The organism is Bacteroides sp. RTP31139st1_H2_RTP31139_211217, from assembly GCF_040227615.1.
GTDB classification, from domain to species: domain Bacteria; phylum Bacteroidota; class Bacteroidia; order Bacteroidales; family Bacteroidaceae; genus Bacteroides; species Bacteroides uniformis.
The window spans coordinates 57,930-84,155 of record NZ_JBCNZM010000002.1; the positions used below are offsets into that span (position 1 = coordinate 57,930).

At 48.4% G+C, this 26,226-nt stretch carries 17 protein-coding genes; 9 read left to right on the forward strand and 8 right to left on the reverse strand.

Features of this window, described 5'->3' with window-relative positions:
* Nucleotides 1-10 precede the first annotated feature (10 nt).
* Both metF and ABUA47_RS00650 read right to left on the reverse strand, forming a co-directional pair.
* Nucleotides 11-964 (reverse strand): methylenetetrahydrofolate reductase [NAD(P)H], encoded by a 954-nt coding sequence (metF, locus tag ABUA47_RS00645; RefSeq protein ID WP_016274213.1) that lies wholly within the window; start codon nucleotides 962-964, stop codon nucleotides 11-13.
* Between the two features lie 91 nt (nucleotides 965-1,055).
* The gene (locus ABUA47_RS00650) at nucleotides 1,056-2,963 is read right to left on the reverse strand and encodes a fimbrillin family protein (protein WP_035450273.1); all 1,908 of its coding nucleotides are present in this window, start codon (nucleotides 2,961-2,963) and stop codon (nucleotides 1,056-1,058) included.
* A 339-nt stretch (nucleotides 2,964-3,302) separates the two neighbouring features.
* Here ABUA47_RS00650 and metA point away from each other — a divergent pair, with 339 nt between their 5' ends.
* The 5 genes from metA (at nucleotide 3,303) to ABUA47_RS00675 (ending at nucleotide 7,966) form a co-directional block, all read left to right on the forward strand.
* Nucleotides 3,303-4,220 (forward strand): homoserine O-succinyltransferase, encoded by a 918-nt coding sequence (metA, locus tag ABUA47_RS00655; RefSeq protein ID WP_005828529.1) that lies wholly within the window; start codon nucleotides 3,303-3,305, stop codon nucleotides 4,218-4,220.
* Between the two features lie 18 nt (nucleotides 4,221-4,238).
* Nucleotides 4,239-6,104, forward strand: coding sequence for a peptidase U32 family protein (locus ABUA47_RS00660; RefSeq protein WP_005828527.1), 1,866 nt, complete (start codon nucleotides 4,239-4,241; stop codon nucleotides 6,102-6,104).
* Nucleotides 6,105-6,145: 41 nt separating this feature from the next.
* The gene (locus tag ABUA47_RS00665; RefSeq protein WP_005828525.1) at nucleotides 6,146-7,201 is read left to right on the forward strand and encodes a hypothetical protein; all 1,056 of its coding nucleotides are present in this window, start codon (nucleotides 6,146-6,148) and stop codon (nucleotides 7,199-7,201) included.
* A 76-nt stretch (nucleotides 7,202-7,277) separates the two neighbouring features.
* Nucleotides 7,278-7,565: a hypothetical protein gene (locus ABUA47_RS00670; RefSeq protein ID WP_005828523.1), complete on the forward strand. Its 288-nt coding sequence runs from the start codon at nucleotides 7,278-7,280 to the stop codon at nucleotides 7,563-7,565.
* Nucleotides 7,562-7,966, forward strand: a complete 405-nt coding sequence (locus tag ABUA47_RS00675) for a type II toxin-antitoxin system VapC family toxin (protein ID WP_005828521.1) — start codon at nucleotides 7,562-7,564, stop codon at nucleotides 7,964-7,966. Before ABUA47_RS00670 ends, ABUA47_RS00675 begins: the two co-directional genes overlap by 4 nt.
* 112 nt (nucleotides 7,967-8,078) lie before the next feature.
* On the opposite strand, the gene ABUA47_RS00680 is transcribed toward ABUA47_RS00675, so the two are convergent.
* The 5 genes from ABUA47_RS00680 to radA form a co-directional block, all read right to left on the reverse strand.
* Nucleotides 8,079-10,535 carry a TonB-dependent receptor gene (locus ABUA47_RS00680; RefSeq protein WP_005828519.1) on the reverse strand — a complete coding sequence of 819 codons (2,457 nt, stop codon included), beginning with the start codon at nucleotides 10,533-10,535 and terminating at the stop codon, nucleotides 8,079-8,081.
* Between the two features lie 265 nt (nucleotides 10,536-10,800).
* The gene (locus ABUA47_RS00685) at nucleotides 10,801-11,412 is read right to left on the reverse strand and encodes a helix-turn-helix transcriptional regulator (protein WP_347774710.1); all 612 of its coding nucleotides are present in this window, start codon (nucleotides 11,410-11,412) and stop codon (nucleotides 10,801-10,803) included.
* 89 nt (nucleotides 11,413-11,501) lie between these two features.
* Nucleotides 11,502-15,494: a two-component regulator propeller domain-containing protein gene (locus ABUA47_RS00690; RefSeq protein ID WP_055288502.1), complete on the reverse strand. Its 3,993-nt coding sequence runs from the start codon at nucleotides 15,492-15,494 to the stop codon at nucleotides 11,502-11,504.
* A gap of 93 nt (nucleotides 15,495-15,587) precedes the next feature.
* Nucleotides 15,588-17,210 (reverse strand): NAD(P)/FAD-dependent oxidoreductase, encoded by a 1,623-nt coding sequence (locus ABUA47_RS00695; RefSeq protein ID WP_005834972.1) that lies wholly within the window; start codon nucleotides 17,208-17,210, stop codon nucleotides 15,588-15,590.
* Nucleotides 17,211-17,215: 5 nt separating this feature from the next.
* Nucleotides 17,216-18,583, reverse strand: a complete 1,368-nt coding sequence (radA, locus tag ABUA47_RS00700; protein WP_005834974.1) for a DNA repair protein RadA — start codon at nucleotides 18,581-18,583, stop codon at nucleotides 17,216-17,218.
* Nucleotides 18,584-18,704: 121 nt separating this feature from the next.
* Between radA and ABUA47_RS00705 the strand changes: the two genes are divergently transcribed.
* Entirely contained in the window at nucleotides 18,705-19,247 is a 543-nt protein-coding gene (locus ABUA47_RS00705) for a beta-class carbonic anhydrase (protein ID WP_005834976.1), read from the forward strand.
* Nucleotides 19,248-19,257: 10 nt separating this feature from the next.
* Here ABUA47_RS00705 and ABUA47_RS00710 read toward each other — a convergent pair whose 3' ends face one another.
* The gene (locus ABUA47_RS00710; protein ID WP_005834979.1) at nucleotides 19,258-20,295 is read right to left on the reverse strand and encodes an asparaginase; all 1,038 of its coding nucleotides are present in this window, start codon (nucleotides 20,293-20,295) and stop codon (nucleotides 19,258-19,260) included.
* Nucleotides 20,296-20,743: 448 nt separating this feature from the next.
* Between ABUA47_RS00710 and thrA the strand changes: the two genes are divergently transcribed.
* From thrA to thrC, 3 genes are all read left to right on the forward strand, one after another.
* Nucleotides 20,744-23,176, forward strand: coding sequence for a bifunctional aspartate kinase/homoserine dehydrogenase I (gene thrA, locus ABUA47_RS00715; RefSeq protein ID WP_005828504.1), 2,433 nt, complete (start codon nucleotides 20,744-20,746; stop codon nucleotides 23,174-23,176).
* Nucleotides 23,177-23,197: 21 nt separating this feature from the next.
* On the forward strand, nucleotides 23,198-24,457 hold the full coding sequence (locus ABUA47_RS00720) for a cofactor-independent phosphoglycerate mutase (protein ID WP_008665992.1): 1,260 nt from the start codon (nucleotides 23,198-23,200) through the stop codon (nucleotides 24,455-24,457).
* A 70-nt stretch (nucleotides 24,458-24,527) separates the two neighbouring features.
* A complete protein-coding gene (gene thrC / locus ABUA47_RS00725) occupies nucleotides 24,528-25,829 on the forward strand; it encodes a threonine synthase (RefSeq protein WP_035450267.1) in 1,302 nt (433 codons plus the stop codon).
* Nucleotides 25,830-26,226 lie beyond the last annotated feature (397 nt).

Genomic DNA, 26,226 nt, shown 5'->3' on the forward strand with positions numbered 1-26,226 from the left:
TGTCCATTGTTTAGTAGATTTGTTTGGCTACTTCCTTGATGCTGTCTGTAGCTCCTACCGAGTAGAAGTGGAGGCTTGGGACGCCATGGGCTATCAGCTCTTTGCACTGCTGCACGCACCATTCGATACCCACTTGCTGAGCTTCCGCATCGGTGTTGCACTTCAGAACCTCTTGGGTCAGTTCCTCGGGCAAATCTACTTTGAACGTCTTGGGTATCATGCTGAGTTGTGACAACTTCTTGAAGGGCTTGATGCCCGGGATAATCGGGATGGTGACACCGGCTTGACGGGCACGTTCCACGAAGTCGAAATATTTCCGGTTGTCGTAGAAGAGCTGGGTCACGGCATACTCTGCACCCATTTCCATTTTCTTCTTTAGCCAGTAGATGTCTGTATCCATGTTGGGGGCTTCTTCATGCTTTTCCGGATAGCACGCCACACCGTATGAAAACGGGGTATTGGTAACTTTCATCTCGGAGCCGTCCACAAAAATACCTTTATTGAAGTTGTTGATTTGCTCTTGTAGTTCGACGGCGTGGTGGTAACCGTTGCCCACGGGGATAAAAGAGGATTCGTGCTTTGCCTTGTCGCCACGAAGCACCAGCAGGTCGGTGATGCCGAGGAATTGCAGGTCGAGCAGCACGTACTCCGTCTCTTCGCGGGTGAAGCCGCTGCAAAGGATGTGCGGCACCATGGTGATGTTGTACTTGTTCTGGATGGCAGCAGCTACGGCTACGGTGCCGGGGCGGCGGCGCAGGCGGTTTCGCTGGAACAATCCGTTGCCGAGGTCTTTGTACACGTACTCGCTGCGGTGCGTGGTGATGTTGATGTATTTGGGGTCGAATTCCCGTAACGTATCTATGGTTTGATACAGCTTTTCGATGCCCGTACCTTTCAGTGGTGGCAATATTTCAAAGGAAAAAGCTGTTTTTTCGTTACTGTTTATCAGGTCGATTACTCTCATTTCTCTTTCGTTATCTTTGTCCGATTGGCAAAAATCTTGCACATTGGGAACAAAAATACAAAAAAGAAATGAGAAATGCCGAAATTGCCGGCTATTCTTTTATACAGCGGATGGAAAGAGCTTTATAGTAGGGCTTACCGGTGACATGGGCAGCGCTTGATACAAACTCGTCGCTTTCGCCGAGAAAATAAATGGTGCTTTCCGAAAGGGTATGCTTTGTATGATCCCAACTCCAAAAGGCGGTCATTTTATTGGGGCTGTTGTGTCCTTTGTTGTACCACATTCCTACCGGGAAAGCATTGAACCGGGTATGGTTGTTGACGGGGGCAACTTCACCGGATACCATTGCCTGCCATTCTCCTGCTTTTAGTATGGAGGCATCGTTGCCGGTGTAGTTTTTCAGCTGTTCCCAGTCTGCATCCGATGGAATTTTCCAGCCCTCGGGAGCCAGCTCTCCTGCCAGTATGGATTCTCCATTGTAAAAATAAATGTCATATTTGTCCGGCTTGTAATATCCGGCTTTGTCTGTTCCCAAGTCACTCTGTTTTTTCAAGGGAGCTCCGTCACGGTAGGTGGTGGCATGGAGCTCTTTACCCATCCAGTATTGGGCTCCAATCTTGACAATGGGGTATTCGGTAGACACTCCTTTTCTGATGTCTCGAAGGGTGTAGCATGCCACATTCACTTTGATGGCGTTTTCCGGTTTATCCAGAAGTAGCTTATGGTTATTGTCTATATAGAGCTTGTCTATGCCGGTATATTCCCCTTTAGTGTAGGTAAATCCATAGTCGTCTGTATTCCAGCTTATTCTTCCTCCGCAGATGGTGTCTTTACGGTCTGCAAGCTGTAGGATGACTCCATTGCTCAGGTCGGCCTTTTCATTTTCGCCTATGGGATAGGCTATAACGGCTCTGGAAGTCAATGACGCTGATTTGAGATATTCCTTGCAGACTTCTGCAATGGGTATCCCTTCGTGATAAATTCTGTACACATTTGAAAGAGAAAAGGAGAGAGCGGAGATATGTATGGCAGTGTAATCTTCCATATTGTCGGTGTCGATGGGAGGGAGGCTGCTCCATTCCTTGATTTTTCCGGCAAAACTGCTCAGTACGTTGCTGTTGCTCTGCATGGCTGATATGTTAATGATACATTGCGTGCTGCTACTCATTTCCACTTCGGGTATTGCACAACTGTATATACGTCCGCTCCACTCCATAATGAAGGATTGCTTGCCATCATTTATCGTTTGGGGTATGATGATGAATTCCTTGCCGGTAAGTTTGTTGTCTTTGACGCTCCATTCGCCGGAGGCTATGATGTCTTGTGTCCCCGTAAGATTACTGAAAGTCCCGTCTTCCAGATTATAATCGGCCGAGGTCTTGAGCCCGGTTGCGATGATACGCGGATTGGCTTTCAGCAAATCATTGGCAGAGTTGCTTGCGTCGGGTGTCAGAGAGATTGCCAGTTTGGACAGCTTGTGTTGGAACTCCAGGGTTACAGATTTGGTTTTACTGGTGATTCCTTGCGCTTTAGCTACCAAGAAGTCACTTTGTGCGCGGTTTTTCTCATTGCTCTGGTCTATCTGCACAGATACGGGAAGAACGGGTGTACCGGCAGCTACCCCTTCGGTTTGGTAAGGGTGGTAACTGATAAAGTCCAGTGACACATCTCCTTCCGGATAGAATACTGTCTTTTTGGGAACCAGTGTGGAGCCTTCCGTATATTCCAGGGCCAGATTGTCAATATACCGTTTTCCCTTGATGGAGCCGGAGGAAGTGGTTGCAAACAAGCCCATTCTGTCTCCTTTTTCAAAGGCGGTGTTTGTGACCTTGGTACTGGCCTTTTCCATTTTGATAGAGAACGTGATAGGTGTCGTCCCTTCCTCGATTTCCGCTTCTGATTCTTCGTCAATCCGGTTCACACAAGCTGTATTCCCTAAGGACATGCAGCAGAATAAAGAGGCAGCCAAGACTCCTCTTGCAAGAATAAGTTTCTTCATTATATTATTATTGTGGGGCAACGGTTTTTCCGCTTTCCCAATTATACTCAATGAACCTTGTCTTAAAAATATGGATTTAGCAGAGCTATAACCGGTATGGAAAAGTCTTTTACGCTTTTGGATGCTAATTATCAGTATCACGCTTGATGCCGCAGTGCTTTTTAATCTTATTTTTAATAACTTTTAATAGGTTTCGGGTACAAATGTAATTAAACGTGTTAAATGAAGAGGGATAAATCGATAAAACTTTTATAATTTATTTATCACACTCTGATTTTTTGCCTAACTTTACACGCTAAAATCGTAGACAGTAATAAGTTAAACCATAGATATAAACTCATGCCTTTAAATTTACCCGATAAACTACCCGCTATCGAGTTGCTGAAAGAGGAGAATATTTTTGTCATTGACAATTCCCGGGCAACCCAGCAGGATATCCGTCCGCTGCGTATCGTGATTCTGAACTTGATGCCGCTAAAGATTACAACGGAAACGGACCTGGTGCGTCTGCTTTCCAATACTCCGCTTCAGGTGGAAATCTCGTTCATGAAGATAAAAAGCCATACTTCCAAGAACACTCCGATAGAACACATGAAAACATTCTATACGGATTTCGACAAGATGCGCGGTGAAAAGTACGATGGCATGATTATCACCGGTGCTCCGGTAGAGCAGATGGATTTTGAGGAGGTGACTTATTGGGATGAGATTACTGAAATCTTCGACTGGGCGCGTACGCATGTCACCTCTACGCTCTACATCTGCTGGGCGGCGCAGGCAGGGCTCTATCATCATTATGGAGTGCCGAAGTATGCACTGGATAAGAAGATGTTCGGTATCTTTGAACATCGTACCTTGCAACCGTTGCATCCCATTTTCCGTGGATTTGATGATATGTTCTATGTGCCGCATAGCCGCCACACGGAAGTGCGCCGGGAAGATATACAGAAGGTTCCGGAATTGACGCTGCTTTCCGAGTCGGAGGATGCTGGTGTATATATGGCGGTGGCCCGTGGAGGGCGTGAGTTCTTCGTGACCGGCCATTCGGAATACTCCCCGCTGACATTGGATACAGAGTATCGCCGTGACTTGAATAAGGGCCTGCCCATTGAGATACCCCGTAACTACTATGTGGACGATGACCCGGACAAAGGAGTGCTGGTGCGTTGGCGTGCCCATGCCAATCTGTTGTTCTCCAATTGGCTGAATTATTTTGTATATCAGGAGACGCCGTATAATATTAATGAAATAGGGTGAGTTACTCGTAACTAAACGATGATAAAGCAACGTAAAATAGAGCTGCTGGCTCCTGCCAAGAATTTGGAGTGTGGCATAGAAGCTGTGAATCATGGGGCAGATGCGGTATACATCGGTGCACCCAAGTTCGGTGCGCGTGCGGCTGCTGTCAACTCTTTGGAGGATATTGCCGCTTTGGTGGAGCATGCCCATCTGTATAATGCCCGTATCTATGTGACGGTCAATACCATTCTGAAAGAAGAAGAGCTGAAAGAGACGGAGAGGATGATTTGGGAGCTGTACCGCATCGGTGTGGATGCACTGATTGTACAGGATATGGGGATTACGCGGTTGAATTTGCCGCCCATTCCGTTGCATGGCAGTACGCAGATGGATAACCGTACGCCGGAGAAAGTACGTTTCCTTGCCGATGCCGGTTTCCGTCAGGTGGTGTTGGCACGCGAACTTTCTTTGCAGGAGATACGCGGTATCCATGAGGCGTGTCCCGACGTGCCGCTCGAAGTCTTTGTACACGGGGCTCTTTGCGTCAGTTATAGCGGGCAGTGCTATGTCAGCCAGGCTTGTTTCGGACGGAGTGCCAACCGGGGGGAATGTGCGCAATTCTGCCGTTTACCCTTCAGTCTGGTAGATGCCGATGGCAAGACCATTGTGCGTAATAAGCATCTGCTTTCTTTGAAGGACCTCAACCAAAGCGAGGTGTTGGAAGAACTGCTGGATGCCGGAGCCACTTCGCTGAAGATAGAAGGCCGCTTGAAGGATGTGACCTATGTGAAGAATGTGACGGCGGCTTACCGTAGGAAGCTCGATGCCATTTTTGCCCGTCGCAAGGAATATGCCCGTGCTTCTTCGGGCACCTGCCGTTTCGATTTCCAGCCACAGTTGGACAAGAGTTTCAGCCGCGGTTTCACCCATTATTTCCTGCAAGGAAGGGGAGGGGAGATCACTTCGTTCGATACGCCCAAATCTTTGGGAGAGGAGATGGGCACTTTGAAGGAACAGCGCGGGGGATATCTCACGGTGGCAGGCGTAAAGCCTTTCCACAACGGAGACGGTGTCTGTTTTCTTGATGAGCAGGGACATTTGCAAGGTTTCCGCATCAACCGGGTGGATGGTAACAAACTCTATCCGGCAGGGGAAGTGCCTCGCATCAAACCTCGTACACGGCTTTATCGCAATTTCGACCAGGAGTTTGAACGTATCCTTACCCGTAAATCCTCCGAACGCAAAATCGGTGTTTGTTGGGAGTTGGCAGATACTTCTTTCGGGTTTAGCCTGACGGCTGCGGACGAGGATGATAACCGCGTGACGCTCTCTTTCCCTTATCCGAAAGAGTTGGCACGTACACCGCAGGTGGATAATCTGCGTAATCAGCTGGGCAAGTTGGGGAATACTCCTTTTGAGATAGCAGGATATTTGTCTGAAGATGCTTCGGGCATCAGGCTCAATCTTTCTGCTAACTGGTTCCTTCCTGCTTCTGCGGTGGCGGACTGGCGCCGGCAGGTGATAGATAAGCTGATTGCGGCTCGGCGTGTTACTTATCGTCGTGAGCTGGCTGTTTGGAAACCGACCAGCCATGCTTTCCCGGCTACTTCGCTGACCTATCTGGGTAATGTGATGAACGGTGCTGCCCGGAGTTTCTACCGTGAGCACGGGTTGTCGTCCATAGCACCTGCTTACGAGGCACAAGCGGTTCCGGATGCTGTACTCATGTTCTGCAAACATTGCCTGCGTTTCAGTATGGGATGGTGTCCCACCTATCAGAAAGGACATTCTCCTTATAGGGAACCTTATTATTTGGTTGGGACGGACGGCAAGCGTTTCCGCTTGTCTTTTGATTGCAAGAATTGCCAGATGAAAGTCATTGCTCATGAAGAGCCGCTTTAATGAAGGATGAAGAATGAGGAATTACTAATAAAGACTTGAAAATGAGGAGTGAGGAACGGGCACATAATGAAAGGCTGGCAAATGACCGGTACCGGGAAGCGGGCAGGGACAAACATCCTTTGCGTTCACTGCGTTCCCTCCTATTCTGCATTCTTTATTTTTCATGCTTCATTGCTTTAGTTTCCTGCCATTATTCCCGTCCTAATCTTGAAGATGAACATCTGTCTAAGGAGACGCGTGATTCGCTGGCCTATCTTTTTGAGCGGCATTATACTTGGAATACCAATCTGGAAGTGCTGGCAGATTCTGTGAATTTGGCTTGTCTGCCCGTGAAGGACTGCTATAATATGCTTTATCGGGGAGACCGCGTGGTGGTTGCCGAGTTCGCCATCCATCCTGCCGACAGTGTGGATAGTGTATGGGTGAAGCTTGCCCATTCGCAGGAAGTGCAGGGTTGGTTGCGGGAGTCCGAAATGATGCATGCCTTTGTTCCTACAGACAGCATTTCGCAGGCCATCTACTTGTTCAGTGATACCCATGCCTCTTATTTTATCATTATTTTTGCCTTGTTTGTGGCAGTCTGGCTGTTCCGGGCTTTTCGGCGCAAGCAGTTGAGGATGGTGTACTTTAATGATATAGACAGTCTCTATCCGTTGTTGCTATGTCTGCTGATGGCGTTCTGTGCCACTATTTACGAATCTATACAAGTGTTTGCGCCGGAGACGTGGCAACACTTCTATTTTAATCCTACCTTGTCGCCGTTCAAGGTACCGCTTGTGCTTTCTGCTTTTCTGATGGGTATCTGGCTGTTTATAGTGGTGTTGCTGGCGGTACTCGACGATTTGTTTCGCCAGTTAAGTCCGGCGGCGGCCGTATTCTATCTGTTGGGGCTGGCCTCCTGCTGCATCTTCTGTTATTTTTTCTTTATCCTGACTACATCTATCTACGTCGGATACTTGTTTTTGACCGCTTTTGTATGGGTATTCCTCAAAAGGCTTCGCATTTCGCTGCTGGCTTCACGCTATCGTTGCGGCAGATGCGGGCAGAAACTGAGGGAGAAGGGAGTCTGCCCGCATTGCGGAGCTATCAATGAATAAAAAAGCTTTGTAACTTTTCCATATTCAGTAGGAAAATGTAACTTTGTAGTTGAACTTTTAAAAGGAGGAATTGATTATGAGTAGTTTGGAGTTGGAAGCCGGAAAATTGGAGTTGATTCGTGAGATAGTCAATATCAATAGCAGTACTGCATTGGAGAGCCTCAGAAAATATATGAAGGAGGTTTTGAATAAGAATAGTCATTCCATTCCGACAGCGGCAGATAGCAAATTGCTGACTAAGCGTATGCTTGCAAAGTATGCCGGTAGTTGGAAGGACAATCGTGATTCTGATGAAATCAATGATGATATATATGCATCACGCCTTTCTCGAAAAGAAGAAAACTTTAGCCCCTTTGACGAATGAAACGATATTTGCTTGATACTAATATTTGTGTTCGCTTCATGCGTCAGAAATTTGGAGTAGACGAACATATTGAAAAGGTGGGCTGGGAACATTGTTGCATTTCGGAGGTTACGGTAGCAGAGTTGTTGTTCGGTGCAGAGCGAAGTAATAATGTGGAGAGAAACTTGCAGCTTGTTACTGATTTCTGCCAAGATATCAAGGTAATACCTTTGTCCTCGGCTTTATGTTGTTATGCCCGGAGTAAGGCTGCCTTATATAGTCAAGGAACTCCCATTGAGGATTTGGACTTATTTATAGGATGTACAGCGGTGGCTAACCAAATGATAATGGTTACTGAAAACAAGAAACATCTGGAAAGAATACCTAATATTGAAATTGAAAACTGGGTACATAGAGGATAACTTCTCCTCTGTCAGATAGAAACATAGAAACGGTCGTTCGGGTATGCAATGTGTAAGTACCCGAACGACCGTTTCTATTTTCCTTTACTTTCGGAGGGACAAAGCTCTCCAATCAGAACCTGCACCTCAACTCTATTCCCGCCTGCACAGGCCGTCCTTTCTGCATAAATCCGTTCCCCATACTCTCAAAATAGAACGAAGCATACTCTTTGTCCAGTGCATTGCGCACCCAGAAATCAATCTGTCCATGTCCTTTCTGGAAGCTGATACGTCCGTTCAGCGTGCCGTAGAAGGCTTGGCTCACGGTATTCTTCTCGGTCCAGTAGATGCGCCCGGCACCGGTGTAGTTGGCGTTCAGCTGGATGCAGTCCAGCCAGTGCCCCGGACGGATGCGGAAGATGTACTGACCGCCCACGTTCATGGTATGCTTGGGAACAAAGGGTACGTACTTGCCGTTGTAGCTGATTTCCTGAAGCTCCCCATTCACTTTCTCGTTGGTGATGTAATCCTTAAAGGTGGCATAGGTATAACCATAACTTGCATTCAGCGTGAAGTCCGTAGCAACGGCAGCCGTCAAGGCAACCTCTGCCCCCTGGCTGCGGCTTTTGCCGGCATTTGCCGTTTCGCGTCCCAGTCCGCTTGGGGCGAAGCGTGAAATCTGCTGGTCGCGGGTTTCCAGCCAGAAGATGGCGGCGTCGGCATGCAGACGTCCGTCCAGCAGATTCAAGTGTGTTCCTATTTCGTAGTTCCAGGTCTGTTCGGGCTTGTAGACGGTGGCGGATTTTGCATCCGGATTCTCTCCCGCATCGGGGAAGTATTTACCCACCAGCTCTTTGTAGGCATCCGGCACGTTGGGCATAATCGCCTCTTTGCTTTGCCGCATCATGTCATTCTTCAAACTGGATTGCAGCAGGTCGGAGAACATCTGCACGTTGTAACCTCCCGAACGGTAACCTTTGCTGACCGTTGCATACACATTTCCTCTGTTTCGCGCAAAGTCATACTGCAAAGCAAACTTGGGCAACAGCTGAAGATAATCCTTATCAATGTTTCCTTGGTAGCGCGACTCTACGGTCAGCGCCGTCTCCGGCATCATCTCTATTTCGCGGATGACGACGTCGCCCCGCTTCATTTCTCCCTTGATGCCCACCTTGTAGTCCAGGCTGGTGCCGGAGTTGTAATCCATCTTCATACGCTCATAATCCAGGCGTAACCCGGCAGTGAACGACACTCCTTTCAGCCCGAATAAATCTCTGAAGGTGGATTGATGAAAGAGTGCCCCATTCAGCAGCGGAGTGTCGAAACTGCCCCCGATGGGCATGGTCCGGCTGCTGATGCCCAGTGAGGGCAGGATATTCATACTCATGGATGGTCCCATCTCTACTTGTATTTGCGATGGGATGACACTGCCCAACATCTGATTCAGCATCCCCATTCCGGCTTCCCTGAAAGTGACGGGAGCTTCCGTATTCAGCCATTGGTAGAAGCCGAAGGCGCCGGTGGTCCATTGCCAGCGGCTACCGCTTTTACTCTTCAAGATGATTTCCTCGCTCAGTGCGTGGGAGCGTTGTTTCTGTTGCAGGGTATAGATGTCGTTGGCGGTGAAGTCCTGGTCTATGTCCATGCAGTCCTTTAGAAACTGGTAGCCGGTGACCATGCTCAACGTGAAGTGCTGTGCCTGGTATTCCAGGTTCAGACCCGTGTTCAGCAGGTTGCGGTAGTAGTTGCTACGGGCGTTATTGGAGATTTTTCCGATGTAGGGCTTCAGCGGCTCGCTCTGTGCTTCGGGGGCCAGGCTGCCTTGGTAGAAATACGGGTAGCCACCCTGGTCGCTGTATTCGTAGTTGATGTTTAGGTCCACCTTCCAGTTGTCCGAGGGGAGGTAGATGGCGCGGATGCGTCCGCCTGCCGATTGCCCCTTGTCCGCTTTCTCGTCCCTCACCGTGTTGCGGAAGAATCCTCCTTGATAATCGTAAAAACCTCCGGTGGAAAAGGCGAACCGTTCCGAAAGGCGGTGATAGTGGGTCAGCGAGGTATTATAGGCATTGTACGTACCTGCCCCCATGCGGAAGTCCGTCCCCTGGTAGGAGAAGGGCGATTTGGTGTGCACCTTAATCAATCCGCCCATGGCATTGCGCCCGTAGAGCGTGCCCTGCGGACCGCGTAGCACGTCGATGCGCTCTACGTCGGCATAGCTGAAGTCGAAGGCTGACTTGTCTATATAAGGTATATTGTCTACATAAAGTCCTACGGAGGGAGTGTTGATGCGCGAGCCGATGCCGCGGATATAGACTGCCGAAGTCAGTCGCGAGCCGTAGTCGGGGATAAACATATTGGGCACTACGGATGTCAGATTCTTGATGGAGTTCACCTGTGCGTTCTGCATGTCCTGCTGCGAAAGCAGGGTGACGGCGGCGGGCTGTTCGCGCAGTTTCCGGTTTTCTTTGGGGGCGGCAATGACGGTTATTTCCTCTACATCCACCACTTTCAAGGTGTCTGCCTCTTCGGCAAGTACGTTGCCGGTTGCCAGGAGGCAGAAGATACCGGCTAAGATTCTATATCTGTTCATAAACTGTTTTTTTAAGCACCTGCAAAGTAAAGGGATTCTTGCGGAAGGGACAATCCTCATTTATTAGGATTTCGTTCCTGGAGTGCTAATCTTAAATCGTTCCATCATGCAAAAAATATCGTTCCTCCGTGGGGTAAAAATCGTTCCACCATGGTGGAACGATTTTTACCCCACGGAGGAACGATTAGATGTTAGCACATTAGCACACTAATTGGGGCGAAGTCTTTCTGAAAAGACTTCGCTTCTGATGTATCCGGTTGTAGGATTATACTCTGTCCGCTTCCACATATCCGTGCATCACGGCATAGATAGTCAGCCCGGACACGGACTTGATACCCAGCTTCTCGGTGATATTCTTGCGGTGTGAGATGACGGTGGTCAGGCTGATGTTCAGTTTGTCGGCAATCTCCTTGTTGATGAGACCTTTGGTAATCAGCACCAGCACTTCTATTTCGCGGGCGGAAAGGTCGTGCCCGGCGGCTGTATTTATTGCCATATCCGAGTGTCTGGCGGGTGCCGGCTTTCCGTGGTTTTGTCTGTATTGGTTTCCGTATTGGCGCAGCTGCAGAATGTTTTTTGCCAGATTTTGTTCGTCCTGATAGATGTTTAGCGTCGGCATGCCCGACAGTTGGGGGACGGTTTCACCATTGACCAGCACAATGGTTTTGGGCTTGCGCTCCAGAAAGAAAGCGGTATGCTCGAAGTAAATCTGTGAAGAGATGAAATAATGCACATACATGTCAGGCGTATCATCCATCAGTTCGCCAAAGGAACGGAAAGAGCGGATGATGGCTGTCGGGATGATTTCCTCCAGCAAGTTCTGCAGTCCCAGACAGGAGAGGGTGTTGGAGTCGACGATTGCTATTTCAGGAGTCATTCTCGTTTTTTTGTTTCTGCAAAAATACGGATTATTTTTTAGGGTTTGTCTGTGCGGGGCTGCAAAATGAAAAATTCTCCTATGCAGAACTATTCTCCCTCTCCTTTTGGGGAGCGGGGAGTGTCTCCTTTCGCATATTGGCTGGGGCTGACATTGAAATATTTCTTAAAGACTTCCCGGAAGTATTTCCCATCGCAGAAACCGGTTCTTTCTGCTACTTCAGTCACGGAATATTTCCCTTCTTTCAATAGCTCGGCAGCATGTTTCAAACGGATATTCCGTACGAAATCTGCCGGTGCCTGGCCGGTCAGCGCTTTCAGTTTACTGTAGAAACTGGTACGGCTCATATTCAGGAGCGAGCACAATACGTCTACTGTGAAATCGGGATTATCCATGTTCTCCTCGATATGTCTCTTTACATTCGACATGAATTTCCAGTCGAGACTGTTGGAGCAAGTGGTAGTTGTGGAGGGCTCTTCTTCTGTATTGATTTCCAAATCCGCATATCTCTTGCGCAGCAATGCGCGGTTGGCAAGCAGATTGGCAATGCTGGCTTTCAGTATGTTTATGCTGAAAGGTTTTACAATATATTCGTCCGCACCGATATGGAGTCCTTCGAGAATGTTCTTTTCATCTCCCAGTGCCGTCAGCAGTACTACCGGGATGTGGGATGTTTCAATATCGTTCTTGATGGCGATGCATAATTCGTCGCCTCGCATTTCCGGCATCATGATGTCGGAAAGAATCAGTCCCGGCCAGAATTGTTTTACAATGGTCAGCGCTTCCTTGCCGTTGTTGCATACTTGTACATTGTAAATCGGAGAGAACGACTGGAAGAGATAGTTGCGCAGCTCGTCATTGTCTTCTACAATCAAGATGCGATGCAGTTTGTCATTGTCTTCAGTCCGGAGTTCTCCGGCAAGTTTCAAAGGAACGGTGGGGACATCCGGTTCATAGAAGGTCTTCTTATCCTTAACGGACAGAGTGAAGTTCTTGAACTGTTCTTTCTCTTTGGGAAGGATGATTCTGACAGTACTGCCTTGGCATTCGGTGCTCTCAATGTATATTTTTCCATTGTGCAGGCTTACCAGCTTCCGCACCAGCATCAGACCGATACCGCTTCCCGTTATTTTGGAGTTGATGGCATTTGTTCCACGGAAGTGCATCTTGAACAGTTTTCTTTGTTCTTTGGCGGGAATTCCTATTCCATTATCTTTGACTTCTAGTCTCCAGGAGCTTTTCATGTCATAAACAGAAATGAGTATATCGCCATTTTGGGGAGTATACTTCAGAGCATTGGATATGACATTTTCCAGGATAGAGTCCATCTTCTCTTTGTCGAACCATACATTCATGTAGCTGAAATTGCTTTCGTATCTGAAAGTGATATGTTTTATGGTGGCATAGGTCTGGAAATTGTTGTATATCTCCTTGATGTAAGTATTCAATTCATATTCTGCTATGTACAGATGAGGGGAATATACTTCTGCCCGTTCAAAGTTTATCAGATTGGTAGTCATGCGCAGGAGGGAGTTGACATTTCTCAGTGCCATGTGCATATTGTTGGTCTCGGCTTCGTTCAGTGTCTTGTTTTCAAGCATTTCTTCCAGAGGTGCCTTTATCAGTGTCAATGGCGTGCGGATATCATGCGCGGTATTGACAAAGAAACGGGTTTTCTCATCGGATATCTTTTTCTGTTTTCTCAGTGCCATGACACGGAAACCGACAACGGACATCAGTACTGTCAGCAGGACATAGCAGGCTATGGCCCAAAAACTGAACCAGACGGGGCGCGCAATGCTGATGTCGATGCTTCGCTCTTCAAAATAAAGATAAGGCTCTTCCTTGGATACCGCCCGTATGTAAAGTTTGTAATCGCCCGAGGCAAGGTTGGTGAAGCGGAGATGCCCTTCTTCACCCAGGCGGTTCCAGTCATCGTAAAAGCCTTCCAGCTTCCAGTAGAAAGTGACATTGTCCGGCGCGTCATAATTGATGGATGAAATACTGAGGGAAAAAGTGTTCTGGTTATATTTCAGCTTTAACCGGTCTGTCTGGTTGATGTTTTCCTTCAAGGGGGAATTCGGACTGCCGGGAAAGACTGTCTGATAGAGTATCTGAAAATCGCTGAGTATCATAGGAGAGTAGATGTACTTGGGCAAACGGGTTCCTTCGGGAAACTCGATGGCTCCGTCTGTGCTGCCAAAGACAAAACCCTTGTTCTTGCGTAGCGTTCCGGAAGAGGCACTGAAGCAGGAGGACATCAGCCCTTGCTCTTTAGTCCAGTTGTGGAATGTCTTCTCCGTAGGGTGGAAACAGCTGATTCCGTTTTCGGTACTCATCAGGATATGCCCGTCCGACTCGGGGAGTATGGTGTAGATGTTGTTTGAAATCAAGGCACAATTGTCCTTGTGATAATGCTTGAACGTACTGTCCTTTGCGTTGTAGACAACCACTCCGGAGCCGTTTGTTCCTATATATAGAGAGAGGTCTTCCGCTTGGTAAAGTGTGTTGATGTAGGTCGTCTCTTCCTGCAAGGCGACATATTGGAATCTACCCGACTCTTTGTCCAGCAGATACAGTCCGGCACTTGTCCCAATCCACATGTGTCCGTCGTCCTTTTCTGTAATGGCGGTGACGGAATTTATTCCGGGATACAGACGGACGGAATTCAGGGACAAATCGAAGCACTTCAGATTATAGAACCCTCCGGACCAGATATATCCTTTGGAGTCTTTTACAATGTCGCGGATATACTTGTCAGGACGAATGTTGTCCGGATTGAGCAGGTAAGGGGAGAAATATTCTACCGAGAGTGTCCTTTTATTTATTTTGTATACTCCCGAAGTATATCCTCCTGCCCAAATAATGCCGGGTGATACCTCGCATAGCGTAATGAAGATGTGATTCTTGTTTTTCAGTTGATGGTCGAAGGAGCTCAGGAATGAATGCCACTGCCCGGTTTTCGATTGATAAAGGCTGATTCCGTTACTTGTTCCGAACCATAGGTCTCCGTCACTGTCTTCAATGACAGAGTGTACCTGGTCGTTGACCAGCGATTGTCTGTTTCCGATAGAATGCTTTATCCAGTTGTAGCTTTTGTACCGGTTGTCTATAATGGTAATTCCTTCCGGGTAGTTGGCTATCCATATCCGCTTTTCTTCATCAATATAAATGTCATTGATGTTATTGCTGTTCATCTCATTGTGGCTTTTGTAGCTGGAGACGATGTACGGTTCCGAGATACACGAGTTCATGTTGATTTTGTGTATACCCATACCTTCTGTCGCTATCAATAGCTCTGTCTGGTTCAGAGGCTTGATTCGGGCAATGTTTACATCGCTCAAATCCGTATTGGAGTGTATAATCCGTTGTTGCCGTATGTCGTAGGCAAAGACGCCTTTTTCAAAAGTACCGATGAAAAGTCTTTGTGATTCTTGGTGGAAATAGAGTGAACTGATTTGGGCCTGGATTTTGTCAAGAGGTTCAAGAGGGACAATCTGCAATGTCTCATTTTCGAGTTTGACATATCGCAATCCCTTGTCGGTACCCATGAAGAAGTGGTTATTGTCCACTTGTTCGATACTTGTAATGCTGCTTTTCAGTTCATTGGACATTTGATGGACCTCTCCGGTTTGTGTGTCGTAGAGAGCGATGCTGTATCTGCTGCAGAGCCAAATCCTGTGATTGCAGTCCATATAGCCGTAGCTGATATTGACCGGTGTCTTGGGCAGTTTATATACTCTGTTGAACACATCGTGTTCTTGGTTGTATTGAAAAATGCGACCGGCTTTACCTATGACCCATAATTTCCCTTTCTCTTCAAAATATAGCCAACCGAGATGGATGGGGAAACTTGACTCTTTGTTTTCTTCTATTAATTTATAATGCTTGATGTCTTTTCCATTGTACCGGTCTATGCCTTCGTTGGTGAGGAACCACATGTAACCTACCGAATCCTTTTGAATGTCGAAGATTCTGCGGTTGCTCAATCCGTTTTCCACCCCTATGTATTTATATGTTTGCGCCGTAGCTATGAGAGGCAAAAGGAATAGAAAGCATACAATGTTTATGATGAACCTCATAATAAATACAATATAACAACATATATGTGATAATAGTTTACAAATTAAACGAGAAAAAGTGAAAAATCAAAATTTGGATGTAAATATTATAGCTTAATCAAAGAATGCCTTTGCCGCTTCCGCACATCGTTCGCCGTCAATTCCGGCAGAAACAATGCCTCCGGCATATCCGGCGCCTTCTCCGCAAGGGAACAATCCTTTTACGCGTACATGTTGCAGTGTCTCCTTGTCTCTTGTTATGCGTACCGGCGCCGAAGTACGGGTTTCCACTCCAATCATTGTCGCCTCGTTCGTCAAGAAACCACGGCTGTATTTCCCGAATAGCTGGAAACCTTTGCTCAGGCGTTCTGCAATGAAAGAGGGCATCCAGAAGTGGAGAGGTGAGGAAACCAGTCCCGGTGCATACGAAGTTTCCGGCAGGTCGTAACTCAGTTTTTTCTTAGTGAAGTCTGCCATTCTCTGTGCCGGTGCTGTCTGCTTCATATTGCCTTGTTGCCAGCAGAGGCGCTCCAGATACTCTTGAAAATACATCATGCTTAATTGGGAATTGACGGTTGGCAATTGACAATTAGCCGCGCTGTCGTGCTGCATAGAAATTGTAAATTGTAGATTGTCAATAGTAAATTGCTCTATGTCTTCCGGGCGTAGCTCTACCACCATTCCCGAATTGCTCCAACGGGAACCGCGGTTGCTGGGACTCATCCCGTTGACTACAATCTGCTCGGGACCGCTGGCGGCGGGCACAACGAAGCCGCCGGGACACATGCAAAAGCTATATACTCCTCGTCCGTCCACTTGGTTTACAAAACTATATTCGGCGGCAGGCAGATATTTTCCCCGTCCGTTCCGGTTGTGATATTGTATTTGGTCTATCAAGGTGGCAGGGTGTTCTAGTCGTACGCCTACGGCAATGCCTTTAGCTTCAATCTCTACATTGTTGGCGGCAAGCCAGCGGTATACGTCCCGGGCAGAGTGACCGGTGGCAAGTATCACCGGGCCAAGGAAAGTCTTGCCGGTATTTGTTTCAATGCCTTTGACTTCATCCTTCTCTATGAGTAGGGCGTCCATGCGTGTTTCGAAGTGGACTTCGCCACCACACTGGATGATAGTGTTCCGCATGTTTTCGATGACACGCGGCAGTTTGTCTGTACCTATGTGCGGATGTGCATCTACCAGAATGGAAGTGGAGGCTCCATGTTGGCAGAAGACGTTCAGAATCTTGTCTACATTGCCACGCTTCTTACTGCGTGTGTACAGCTTGCCATCCGAGTAAGCTCCGGCACCTCCCTCTCCGAAGCTGTAATTGGACTCCGGGTTGACGAGTTGCTGGCGGCTGATTTGCGCCAAGTCTTTCTTGCGTTCCCGTACGTCCTTTCCACGCTCCACAATGACGGGGCGCAGACCGAGCTCTATCAGTCGCAGGGCGGCGAAGAGTCCTCCGGGACCGGCGCCTACCACTACTACTTGGGGCTTTCCTTCTACATTATTATATAAGGTATGTTGATATTCGTCCTCTTTCGGCATTTCGTTCAGATATGCCCGTACGTTGAGGTTGATATAGATTGTCCGTTGGCGGGCATCGATACTGCGCTTCAAGATGCGCGTTGCTGTTATCTCCCGTGCATTCAGTCCTTTCTCATGTACTAAGTACTCTTTCAGGCGTTGCTCGTTTGCCGCTACTTCGGGCAATACGCGCAGTTGGTATTCTTGTATCATAATGATTATCCGAATAGGGCACGGAATGCTTCTTCCACCTTCCGTACCGGTATCAATTCCATTTTAATCTTCTTCGTGTTCAGTCCTTGCATATTATACTTGGGAAGTATGAATCGCTTGAATCCAAGTTTCTCTGCTTCTCCGATGCGCTGCTCTATGCGGTTCACTGGGCGGATTTCACCTGACAGACCTATTTCTCCCGCCATGCACACCTCCGGCTCTATGGCCGTGTCCATGTTGCTGGAGAGGATAGAGCTGATGACGGCAAGGTCTATTGCCGGGTCGTTCACTTTCAATCCGCCGGCAATGTTGAGAAAGACGTCTTTCTGTGCCAGCTTGAAGCCTACACGTTTTTCCAATACGGCCAGCAGCATATTCATGCGGCGGATGTCGAACCCTGTGGCAGAGCGTTGTGGGTTACCATATACGGCACTGCTGACCAATGCCTGCGTTTCGATGAGGAACGGTCTGATGCCTTCTATCGCGGAGGCGATGGCTATGCCGCTCATACCTTCATGGTCCTGGCTCAGCAGTAGTTCGGATGGGTTGCTCACCTGCCGTAATCCATCTTGCCGCATTTCGTAAATACCCAGTTCGGCAGTGCTTCCGAAGCGGTTCTTGATGCTACGCAGGATGCGGTACATGTAGTGCTGGTCGCCCTCGAACTGGAGTACGGTATCCACGATATGTTCCAGTACCTTGGGGCCGGCTATGCTTCCTTCCTTATTGATATGCCCGATAAGGATGACCGCCGTATGCGTTTCCTTGGCAAAGCGCAGGATGGAGGCGGAACATTCCCGTACCTGGGCAATACTCCCCGGCGACGATTCAAGGGTTTCGGTAGAAATCGTCTGTATGGAGTCGATGATGACGATGTCCGGGCGGATGTTCTTGATATGGACGTAAATCTGTTCCAGGGAAGTTTCGCATACGATGAGGCAATCACTGGAAGCACTTGTCAAGCGGTCGGCACGCAGTTTCAATTGGCGGGTACTTTCTTCGCCGGAGACGTAGAGGATGCGTTTTTCCGGTATGCGGAGTACGGTTTGTAGCACCAGGGTGGATTTCCCGATGCCCGGTTCGCCGCCAATCAAAACAAGAGATCCTTGTACAAGACCACCACCTAGTACCCGGTTCAGTTCGGCATCATGGAGGTCAATGCGCGGTTCGTCATCGGCTACAATTTCATGGAGGGTTATGGGTTTGGCTTTGGCGGTCTCTATGCCCGATACGGGACGCTTGTTCACCACTTCTTTCCGTACCACCTCTTCCACATACGTGTTCCACATTCCGCACGACGGACACTTGCCTACCCATTTGGGAGAGTCTTGTCCGCAGTTGCTGCATACATAAACCGTCTTCTCTTTAGCCATAGTTGTGCATTCTCTTCTAAAATGATTGCCCAAAGGTACAATTTTTCGATGCAGGGCTTGCAGACTCCCATAGAGTTTTTTTATTTTTGTGAGTAGAAAACAATAACATGTTATAAAAGCCATGATAGAAGATATTCTTGCATACAACAAGCGTTTTGTAGCCGAGAAGGGGTATGAGAAATACATCACGAATAAATACCCGGATAAGAAGATTGCCATCCTCTCTTGTATGGATACCCGTTTGACCGCTTTACTGCCGGCAGCCTTGGGCATCAAGAACGGCGATGTGAAGATGATAAAGAATGCGGGTGGAATCATTTCACATCCGTTCGGTAGTGTCATTCGTAGCCTGATGGTGGCCATTTACGAGTTGGGCGTGACGGAAGTGATGGTTATTGCCCACTCCGATTGCGGTGCGTGCCACATGAGCAGCGCCCAGATGATAGAGCATATGAAGGCCCGGGGCATCAAGCAAGAGACGATTGATATGATTCGTTTCTGCGGAGTGGATTTCGAGTCTTGGCTGTATGGATTCGAAGATACGGAGAAATCGGTAAAAGGTACGGTGGAAGCTATTATCAATCATCCGCTGATACCGAATGATATCAATGTCAGCGGTTTCATAATAGATTCTGTGACGGGAGAATTGACCCCGGTGCAGTGATAGTTGTGCTTCACACGGTAATTTCCCCTGCCAGCGGTCGTCCCATCAGTTCGCGTATTTCGGCAGGCGGATAATCGTGCCCCAGAAGGAACATCAGCTTGGTTACGGCAGATTCCGTTGTGCTGTCATATCCGCAGACAACTCCTGCCTGCATCAGTTGGTAACCGGTTTCATAGCGCTCCATTTCAACAGTGCCGGCACTGCATTGGGTGACGTTGACAATGATGATGCCTTGTTCGCAGGCATCATGCAGGCGGCGTAGAAACCATTCCTTTCGGGGAGCGTTGCCGGAACCGTAGGTTTCGAGGACTACGGCCTTCAGTCCTTTAGTGGCAAGTATGGCTGCCACGACATTTTCCTGAATACCTGGAAAAAGCTTCAGTATGGCGATGTTGGTATCAAGCAGATAATGAGGCTCCAGTTCGTGGGGAGTGCCGTGCGTATGAATTTGCACATTATTATATTTAATATGTATACCGGCGGAAGCGAGTACCGGATAATTGAAGGAACGGAAAGCATTGAAGTTCTCCGCGTTCATTTTGGTGGTACGGTTGCCGCGCATCAGGTGGTTTTCGAAGAAGATGCAGACTTCGGGTACGATGGGCTGTCCGTTGGAGTGGCGGTCGGTGGCTATTTCGATGCTGGTCAGCAGGTTTTCCTTGCCGTCTGTGCGGAGCACGCCAATGGGCAGTTGCGAGCCGGTTAGGATGACGGGCTTGTTCAGCCCTTCAAGCATGAAGCTGAGTGCAGAAGCTGTGTAGGCCATGGTGTCTGTGCCATGCAGGATGACGAAGCCTGTATATTGGTTGTAGTTGTTGCTGATGATGCGTACCAGTTTGCGCCAGGCATCGGGGTCCATGTCCGAGGAATCCATGGGCGGGTCGAATTGATAAGTGTCGATACGGAACGCAAATCTCTGAAGTTCGGGAACATGTTTCTGCAACTGCTCGAAGTTGAAGCTTTCCAGGGCGCCGGTTTCTGCATTCTCTATCATTCCGATAGTTCCACCGGTGTATATTAGCAAAACGGAAGTGTTTTCTGGGTTCATGCGCACTTTTCTTTCATGTTTTCCATGCAAATATAATGATATATATTGAGAATGATAGCAAAATGTTAGAAAAGAATAAACGGATATACAGAAAAAAGGTATGGAAAGTGTGAAAGTGTAAGCCGTAAGTTGTGCATATTTCTTGCCTTTTTAGAGGCTTTCTGCATTTTTATCGCAAAAAAGTCGCAAAAAGTGATAGATTGAATGTTTTTATTGTTACTTTTGCAACACTTATCATAAATGATAGAAACAAGAGACTATGAACAAGTACTATCAACATACAGTCACATCCATGTGGACCATGACCCTTAGGGGTTAGGGATAGTATTTTGTGTTTCTACGTGTTACACCATTTTCAAGCAGTTTTTCCATTTAATTAAAGTCAATGCAAGCCGTAGCAGCTTGTTTCCGACACATTGTATCAACCATCTCAACAATATAAAGAGAAATGAAAGTAATGAAATTCGGCGGAACGTCCGTAGGTTCCGTGAACAGTATTTTGAGCGTCAAGAGAATTGTAGAAGCAGTCGATGAACCGGTTATCGTGGTGGTGTCCGCATTGGGCGGCATCACGGACAAGTTGATAAACACCTCTAGAATGGCGGCAGCCGGTGATGCTTCTTACGAGAATGAGTTCCGGGAGATTGTCTATCGTCATGTGGAAATGATTAAGGAAGTGATTCCGGCAGGCGAGGCGCAGGTTGCCTTGCAACGCCAGATTGGTGAGCTGCTCAACGAGCTGAAGGACATCTTTCAGGGCATTTATCTGATAAAGGACCTTTCGCAGAAGACGTCCGATACGATTGTGAGCTATGGCGAACGTCTTTCATCTATCATCGTTGCCCAGTTGACGGGAGCGGAGTGGTTTGACTCACGCAAGTTTATCAAGACGGAAAAGAAGCATTCCAAGCATGTGCTGGATACGGAGCTGACAAATTCGTTGGTGCGCGAGACATTCAGCAGCCTGCCCAAACGCGTATTGGTTCCGGGTTTTATCTCCACAGACAAAATGACGGGAGAGGTAACGAACCTGGGTAGAGGTGGCTCTGACTATACGGCGGCAATCATTGCTGCTGCACTGGATGCCGACAGTCTGGAAATCTGGACGGATGTAGACGGATTCATGACAGCTGACCCGCGTGTGATTTCCAGGGCATACACTATCAATGAATTGAGCTATGTGGAAGCTACGGAGCTTTGTAACTTCGGTGCGAAAGTGGTCTATCCGCCTACAATCTATCCGGTTTGCCACAAGAATATCCCCATTCTGGTGAAGAATACCTTCAATCCGGAGGGTGTGGGAACTGTCATCAAGCGAGAGGTTTCCGACCCGCAAAGCAAGGCCATCAAGGGTATTTCATCCATCAATGATACGAGCCTAATTACAGTGCAAGGCCTTGGTATGGTAGGTGTCATCGGTGTGAACTACCGTATCTTCAAGGCGCTGGCAAAGAATGGCATCAGTGTGTTCCTTGTGTCCCAGGCTTCTTCGGAGAATTCAACGTCTATCGGTGTGCGCAATGCGGATGCTGATCTGGCTTGCGAGGTGCTGAACGAGGAGTTTGCCAAAGAAATAGAGATGGGAGAAATTTCTCCTATTCAGGCAGAAAAGAACCTGGCTACCGTGGCCATCGTAGGCGAGAACATGAAGCATACGCCGGGTATTGCCGGAAAGCTGTTCGGTACGTTGGGGCGTAACGGTATCAATGTGATTGCTTGTGCGCAGGGTGCTTCGGAAACCAACATCTCGTTTGTAGTGGACAGCAAATCATTGCGCAAATCGCTGAATGTCATCCATGATTCTTTCTTCTTGTCGGAATATCAGGTACTGAATCTTTTTATCTGCGGCATAGGAACCGTAGGCGGCAGCTTGATAGAGCAAATTCACAGCCAGCGCCAGAAGCTGATGCAGGAGAACGGCCTGCAGCTGAATGTAGTGGGCATTGCCGATGCAAACAAAGCCATGTTCAGCCGCGAAGGTTTCGATTTGGGACGTTTTCGTGAAGAACTGCAGGAGAAGGGAAAGGACAGCTCTCTGGAAACGCTGCGTAATGAGATTATCGGTATGAACATCTTTAACTCTGTCTTTGTGGACTGTACGGCAAGTGCAGGCGTGGCTTCCCTTTACAAGGACTTGCTGCTGCACAATGTTTCGGTAGTGGCTGCTAACAAGATTGCCGCTTCTTCCGAATACGAGAACTACCGTGAACTGAAACAGATTGCCCGCCAACGCGGTGTGAAGTACTTGTTTGAAACCAATGTAGGTGCCGGACTCCCCATCATCAATACCATTAACGACCTTATCCATAGCGGTGATAAGATATTGAAGATTGAAGCCGTGCTGAGCGGTACGTTGAACTATATCTTCAATAAAATCAGTGCCGACATTCCTTTCAGCAAGACCATTAAGATGGCGCAGGAGGAACGTTACTCCGAGCCCGATCCGCGTATCGACCTCAGCGGAAAGGATGTTATCCGCAAACTGGTGATTCTGGCACGCGAGGCCGGTTACTGTTTGGAACAGAGCGATGTTGAGAAGAACCTCTTTGTGCCCGATGACTTCTTTGAAGGCTCCCTGGATGACTTCTGGAAGAAAGTGCCGAGCCTCGATGCCGATTTCGAAGCCCGCCGCAAGGTGTTGGAAGCCGAGAACAAGCATTGGCGTTTCGTAGCCAAGCTGGAAAATGGCAAAGCATCTGTCGGTTTGCAGGAAGTCGGCGCCAACCATCCGTTCTACGGGCTGGAAGGCAGCAATAACATCATCCTGCTGACCACGGCACGCTATAAGGAATATCCGATGATGATACAAGGCTACGGAGCCGGTGCGGGTGTAACGGCTGCGGGGGTATTTGCGGATATTATGAGCATTGCAAACGTTTAATCCAAATCGTAATATAGAAAGATGAAACACATCATTATATTGGGTGATGGTATGGCCGACTGGCCCGTGAAGGCTCTGGGAGGTAAAACCTTGCTGCAGGCGGCTGCAACTCCCTATATGGACAAGCTGGCACGCATGGGACGTGTGGGAAGGCTGGTGACGGTGGCTGAGGGATTTCATCCCGGCAGTGAGGTGGCGAATATGTCCGTTCTGGGCTATAACCTGCCGAAGGTGTACGAAGGCCGCGGTCCATTGGAGGCGGCGAGTATCGGTGTGGACTTGCAGCCGGGTGAGATGGCGATGCGCTGCAACATTATCTGCATCGAGGGAGACAATATCAAGAATCATTCTGCCGGACACATTACTACAGAGGAAGCGGATGTGTTGGTAAAATACCTTCAGGAGCATTTGGGTGATGACCGCGTGCATTTCCATACGGGCGTGCAATACCGCCATCTGCTGGTAATAAAAGGAGGGGACAAGCGCATTGACTGTACGCCGCCCCACGATGTCCCTTTGAGGCCTTTCCGTCCGTTGATGGTGAAGCCGATGGAGGGTACGGAGAATATTTCGGTCCCCGAAGGCGGTGCAGAGCTTACTCCGAAGCAGACTGCCGATTTGATTAATGATTTGATTCTCCGTTCGCAAGTGTTGCTGGAAAACCATCCGGTCAACATGAAGCGGAAGGCCGAGGGTAAGGACCCTGCCAATAGCATCTGGCCGTGGAGTCCCGGTTATCGTCCGCAGATGGAGCGCCTTTCAGACAAGTTCCCGCAGGTGAAGCGTGGTGCTGTGATTTCTGCCGTGGATTTGATTAACGGCATCGGCTACTATGCCGGATTGCGGCGCATCACCGTAGAAGGTGCGACGGGGCTTTATGATACCAACTATGAGAATAAGGTGGCTGCCGCCCTTGATGCATTGCGGACGGATGATTTTGTCTACCTGCATATCGAGGCCAGTGATGAGGCCGGTCACGAAGGAAATGTCCCCTTGAAGATTATGACGATTGAGAATCTGGACAGCCGTGCCGTAGGTCCTATCTACGAGGCTGTGAAGGATTGGGAGGAACCCGTTGCTATCTCCGTATTGCCCGACCATCCCACTCCCTGCGAACTCCGTACGCATACGGCCGAACCTATCCCGTTCCTCATTTGGCATCCGGGTATCGAGGCTGACGAAGTACGGACATTTGATGAAGTGGCAGCCTGCGAAGGCAGTTACGGACTGATGAAAGAAGACGAGTTTATTAATGAATTTATGAGTTCCACCACAGAGTAACACAGAGTTTTACGGGGTTTTATTTATAGAGAATTCTGTGAGACTCTGTGGTGAATAAAAAAATACCGCAATGAAATATTATAGCACCAACAAACAAGCCCCCGAAGCCACTCTTGAAGAGGCCGTGGTAAAGGGGCTTGCCGCAGACAAGGGGCTTTTCATGCCCTTTACAATCAAAACTCTGCCACAAGAGTTTTACGATAGCATCGATACACTCAGCTTTCAGGAGATAGCCTATCGCGTGGCAGATGCTTTCTTTGGCGAGGATGTTCCTGCCGATACGCTGAAACAGATTGTTTATGACACACTCAGTTTCGATGTCCCTCTGGTCCGGGTGACAAAGAATATTTATTCGCTTGAGCTGTTCCATGGTCCGACGCTTGCCTTTAAGGATGTGGGCGGTCGCTTCATGGCGCGTTTGCTGGGATACTTTATCAAGAAAGAGGGCAAGAAGCAAGTCAATGTTCTCGTTGCTACTTCCGGTGATACGGGGAGTGCTGTTGCCAATGGTTTCCTCGGTGTGGAAGGCATACACGTCTATGTGCTCTACCCGAAGGGAAAAGTCAGTGAAATCCAGGAGAAACAGTTTACTACCTTAGGGCAGAATATCACGGCCATTGAGGTCGATGGCACGTTCGACGATTGCCAGGCTCTGGTTAAATCCGCTTTTATGGACGGGGAACTCAACGAGCACCTGCAACTGACCAGCGCCAATTCCATCAACGTGGCGCGTTTCTTGCCGCAGGCATTCTATTACTTTTATGCCTATGCTCAACTGAAGCGTGCCGGTAAGGGAGACAATGCCGTCATTTGTGTACCCAGTGGTAACTTCGGCAATATCACTGCCGGCCTCTTCGGCAAGCGTATGGGACTACCCGTGGAACGCTTTATCGCTTCCAACAACCGCAATGATATCTTCTTCCAATATTTGCAGACGGGTGTTTATACACCGCGTCCCAGTATCGCTACCATTGCTAACGCGATGGATGTGGGCGACCCGAGCAACTTTGCCCGCGTACTCGACCTTTACGGAGGCAGCCATGCCGCCATCTCTGCCGAAATCAGCGGTGCCACTTATACCGACGAGCAGATTGCCGAAACCATGCGGGAAGTGTGGAAGAAGGACCATTACCTGCTCGACCCGCACGGAGCCTGCGGCTTCCGGGCCCTGGCCGAAGGACTGAAACCCGGCGAAACGGGCGTATTCTTGGAAACGGCCCATCCGGCGAAGTTCAAGGATACAGTGGAGAAGATTATCGGTGAAGCCGTAGAAATACCTGCCAAGCTTCAGGCCTTTATGCGCGGCGAGAAGAAGAGCCTGCCAATGTCGAAGGACTTTGCGGACTTCAAGCAATATCTGATGCATGTATAAAGAATGGGACGTCAGTAAAGAAAAACACCGGATTGCTTGACATTGCCTTTCGGATGTTGTATCTTTGTAACTGCAATCTTAGTTCAGATTCAATTTTAAATTAGCATAAAAGGAGAGGCGTCGCTTCTCCTTTTTTGTTGTGTTCTTCCGTCACTTCATTAGCCAAAGCTTAGGGTTTACTCTCCTAAACCAGTGTTTTGCAGATTTAATCCTCCACTTCAGCAAGCGGAATGGTGGGCATTTGCTTGGAAAATTCCGGCGGTTTTGACGAAAAGTCCGGATGTTTCGGATGAAAAGCTCCGAGCTTTCGGATGATATATTCAGCGCTGACAGATGGTGTGTCGAGGATAAACGGATGATATGTTCGGGACGGATACATGGTTTGTTCCGGCTATAT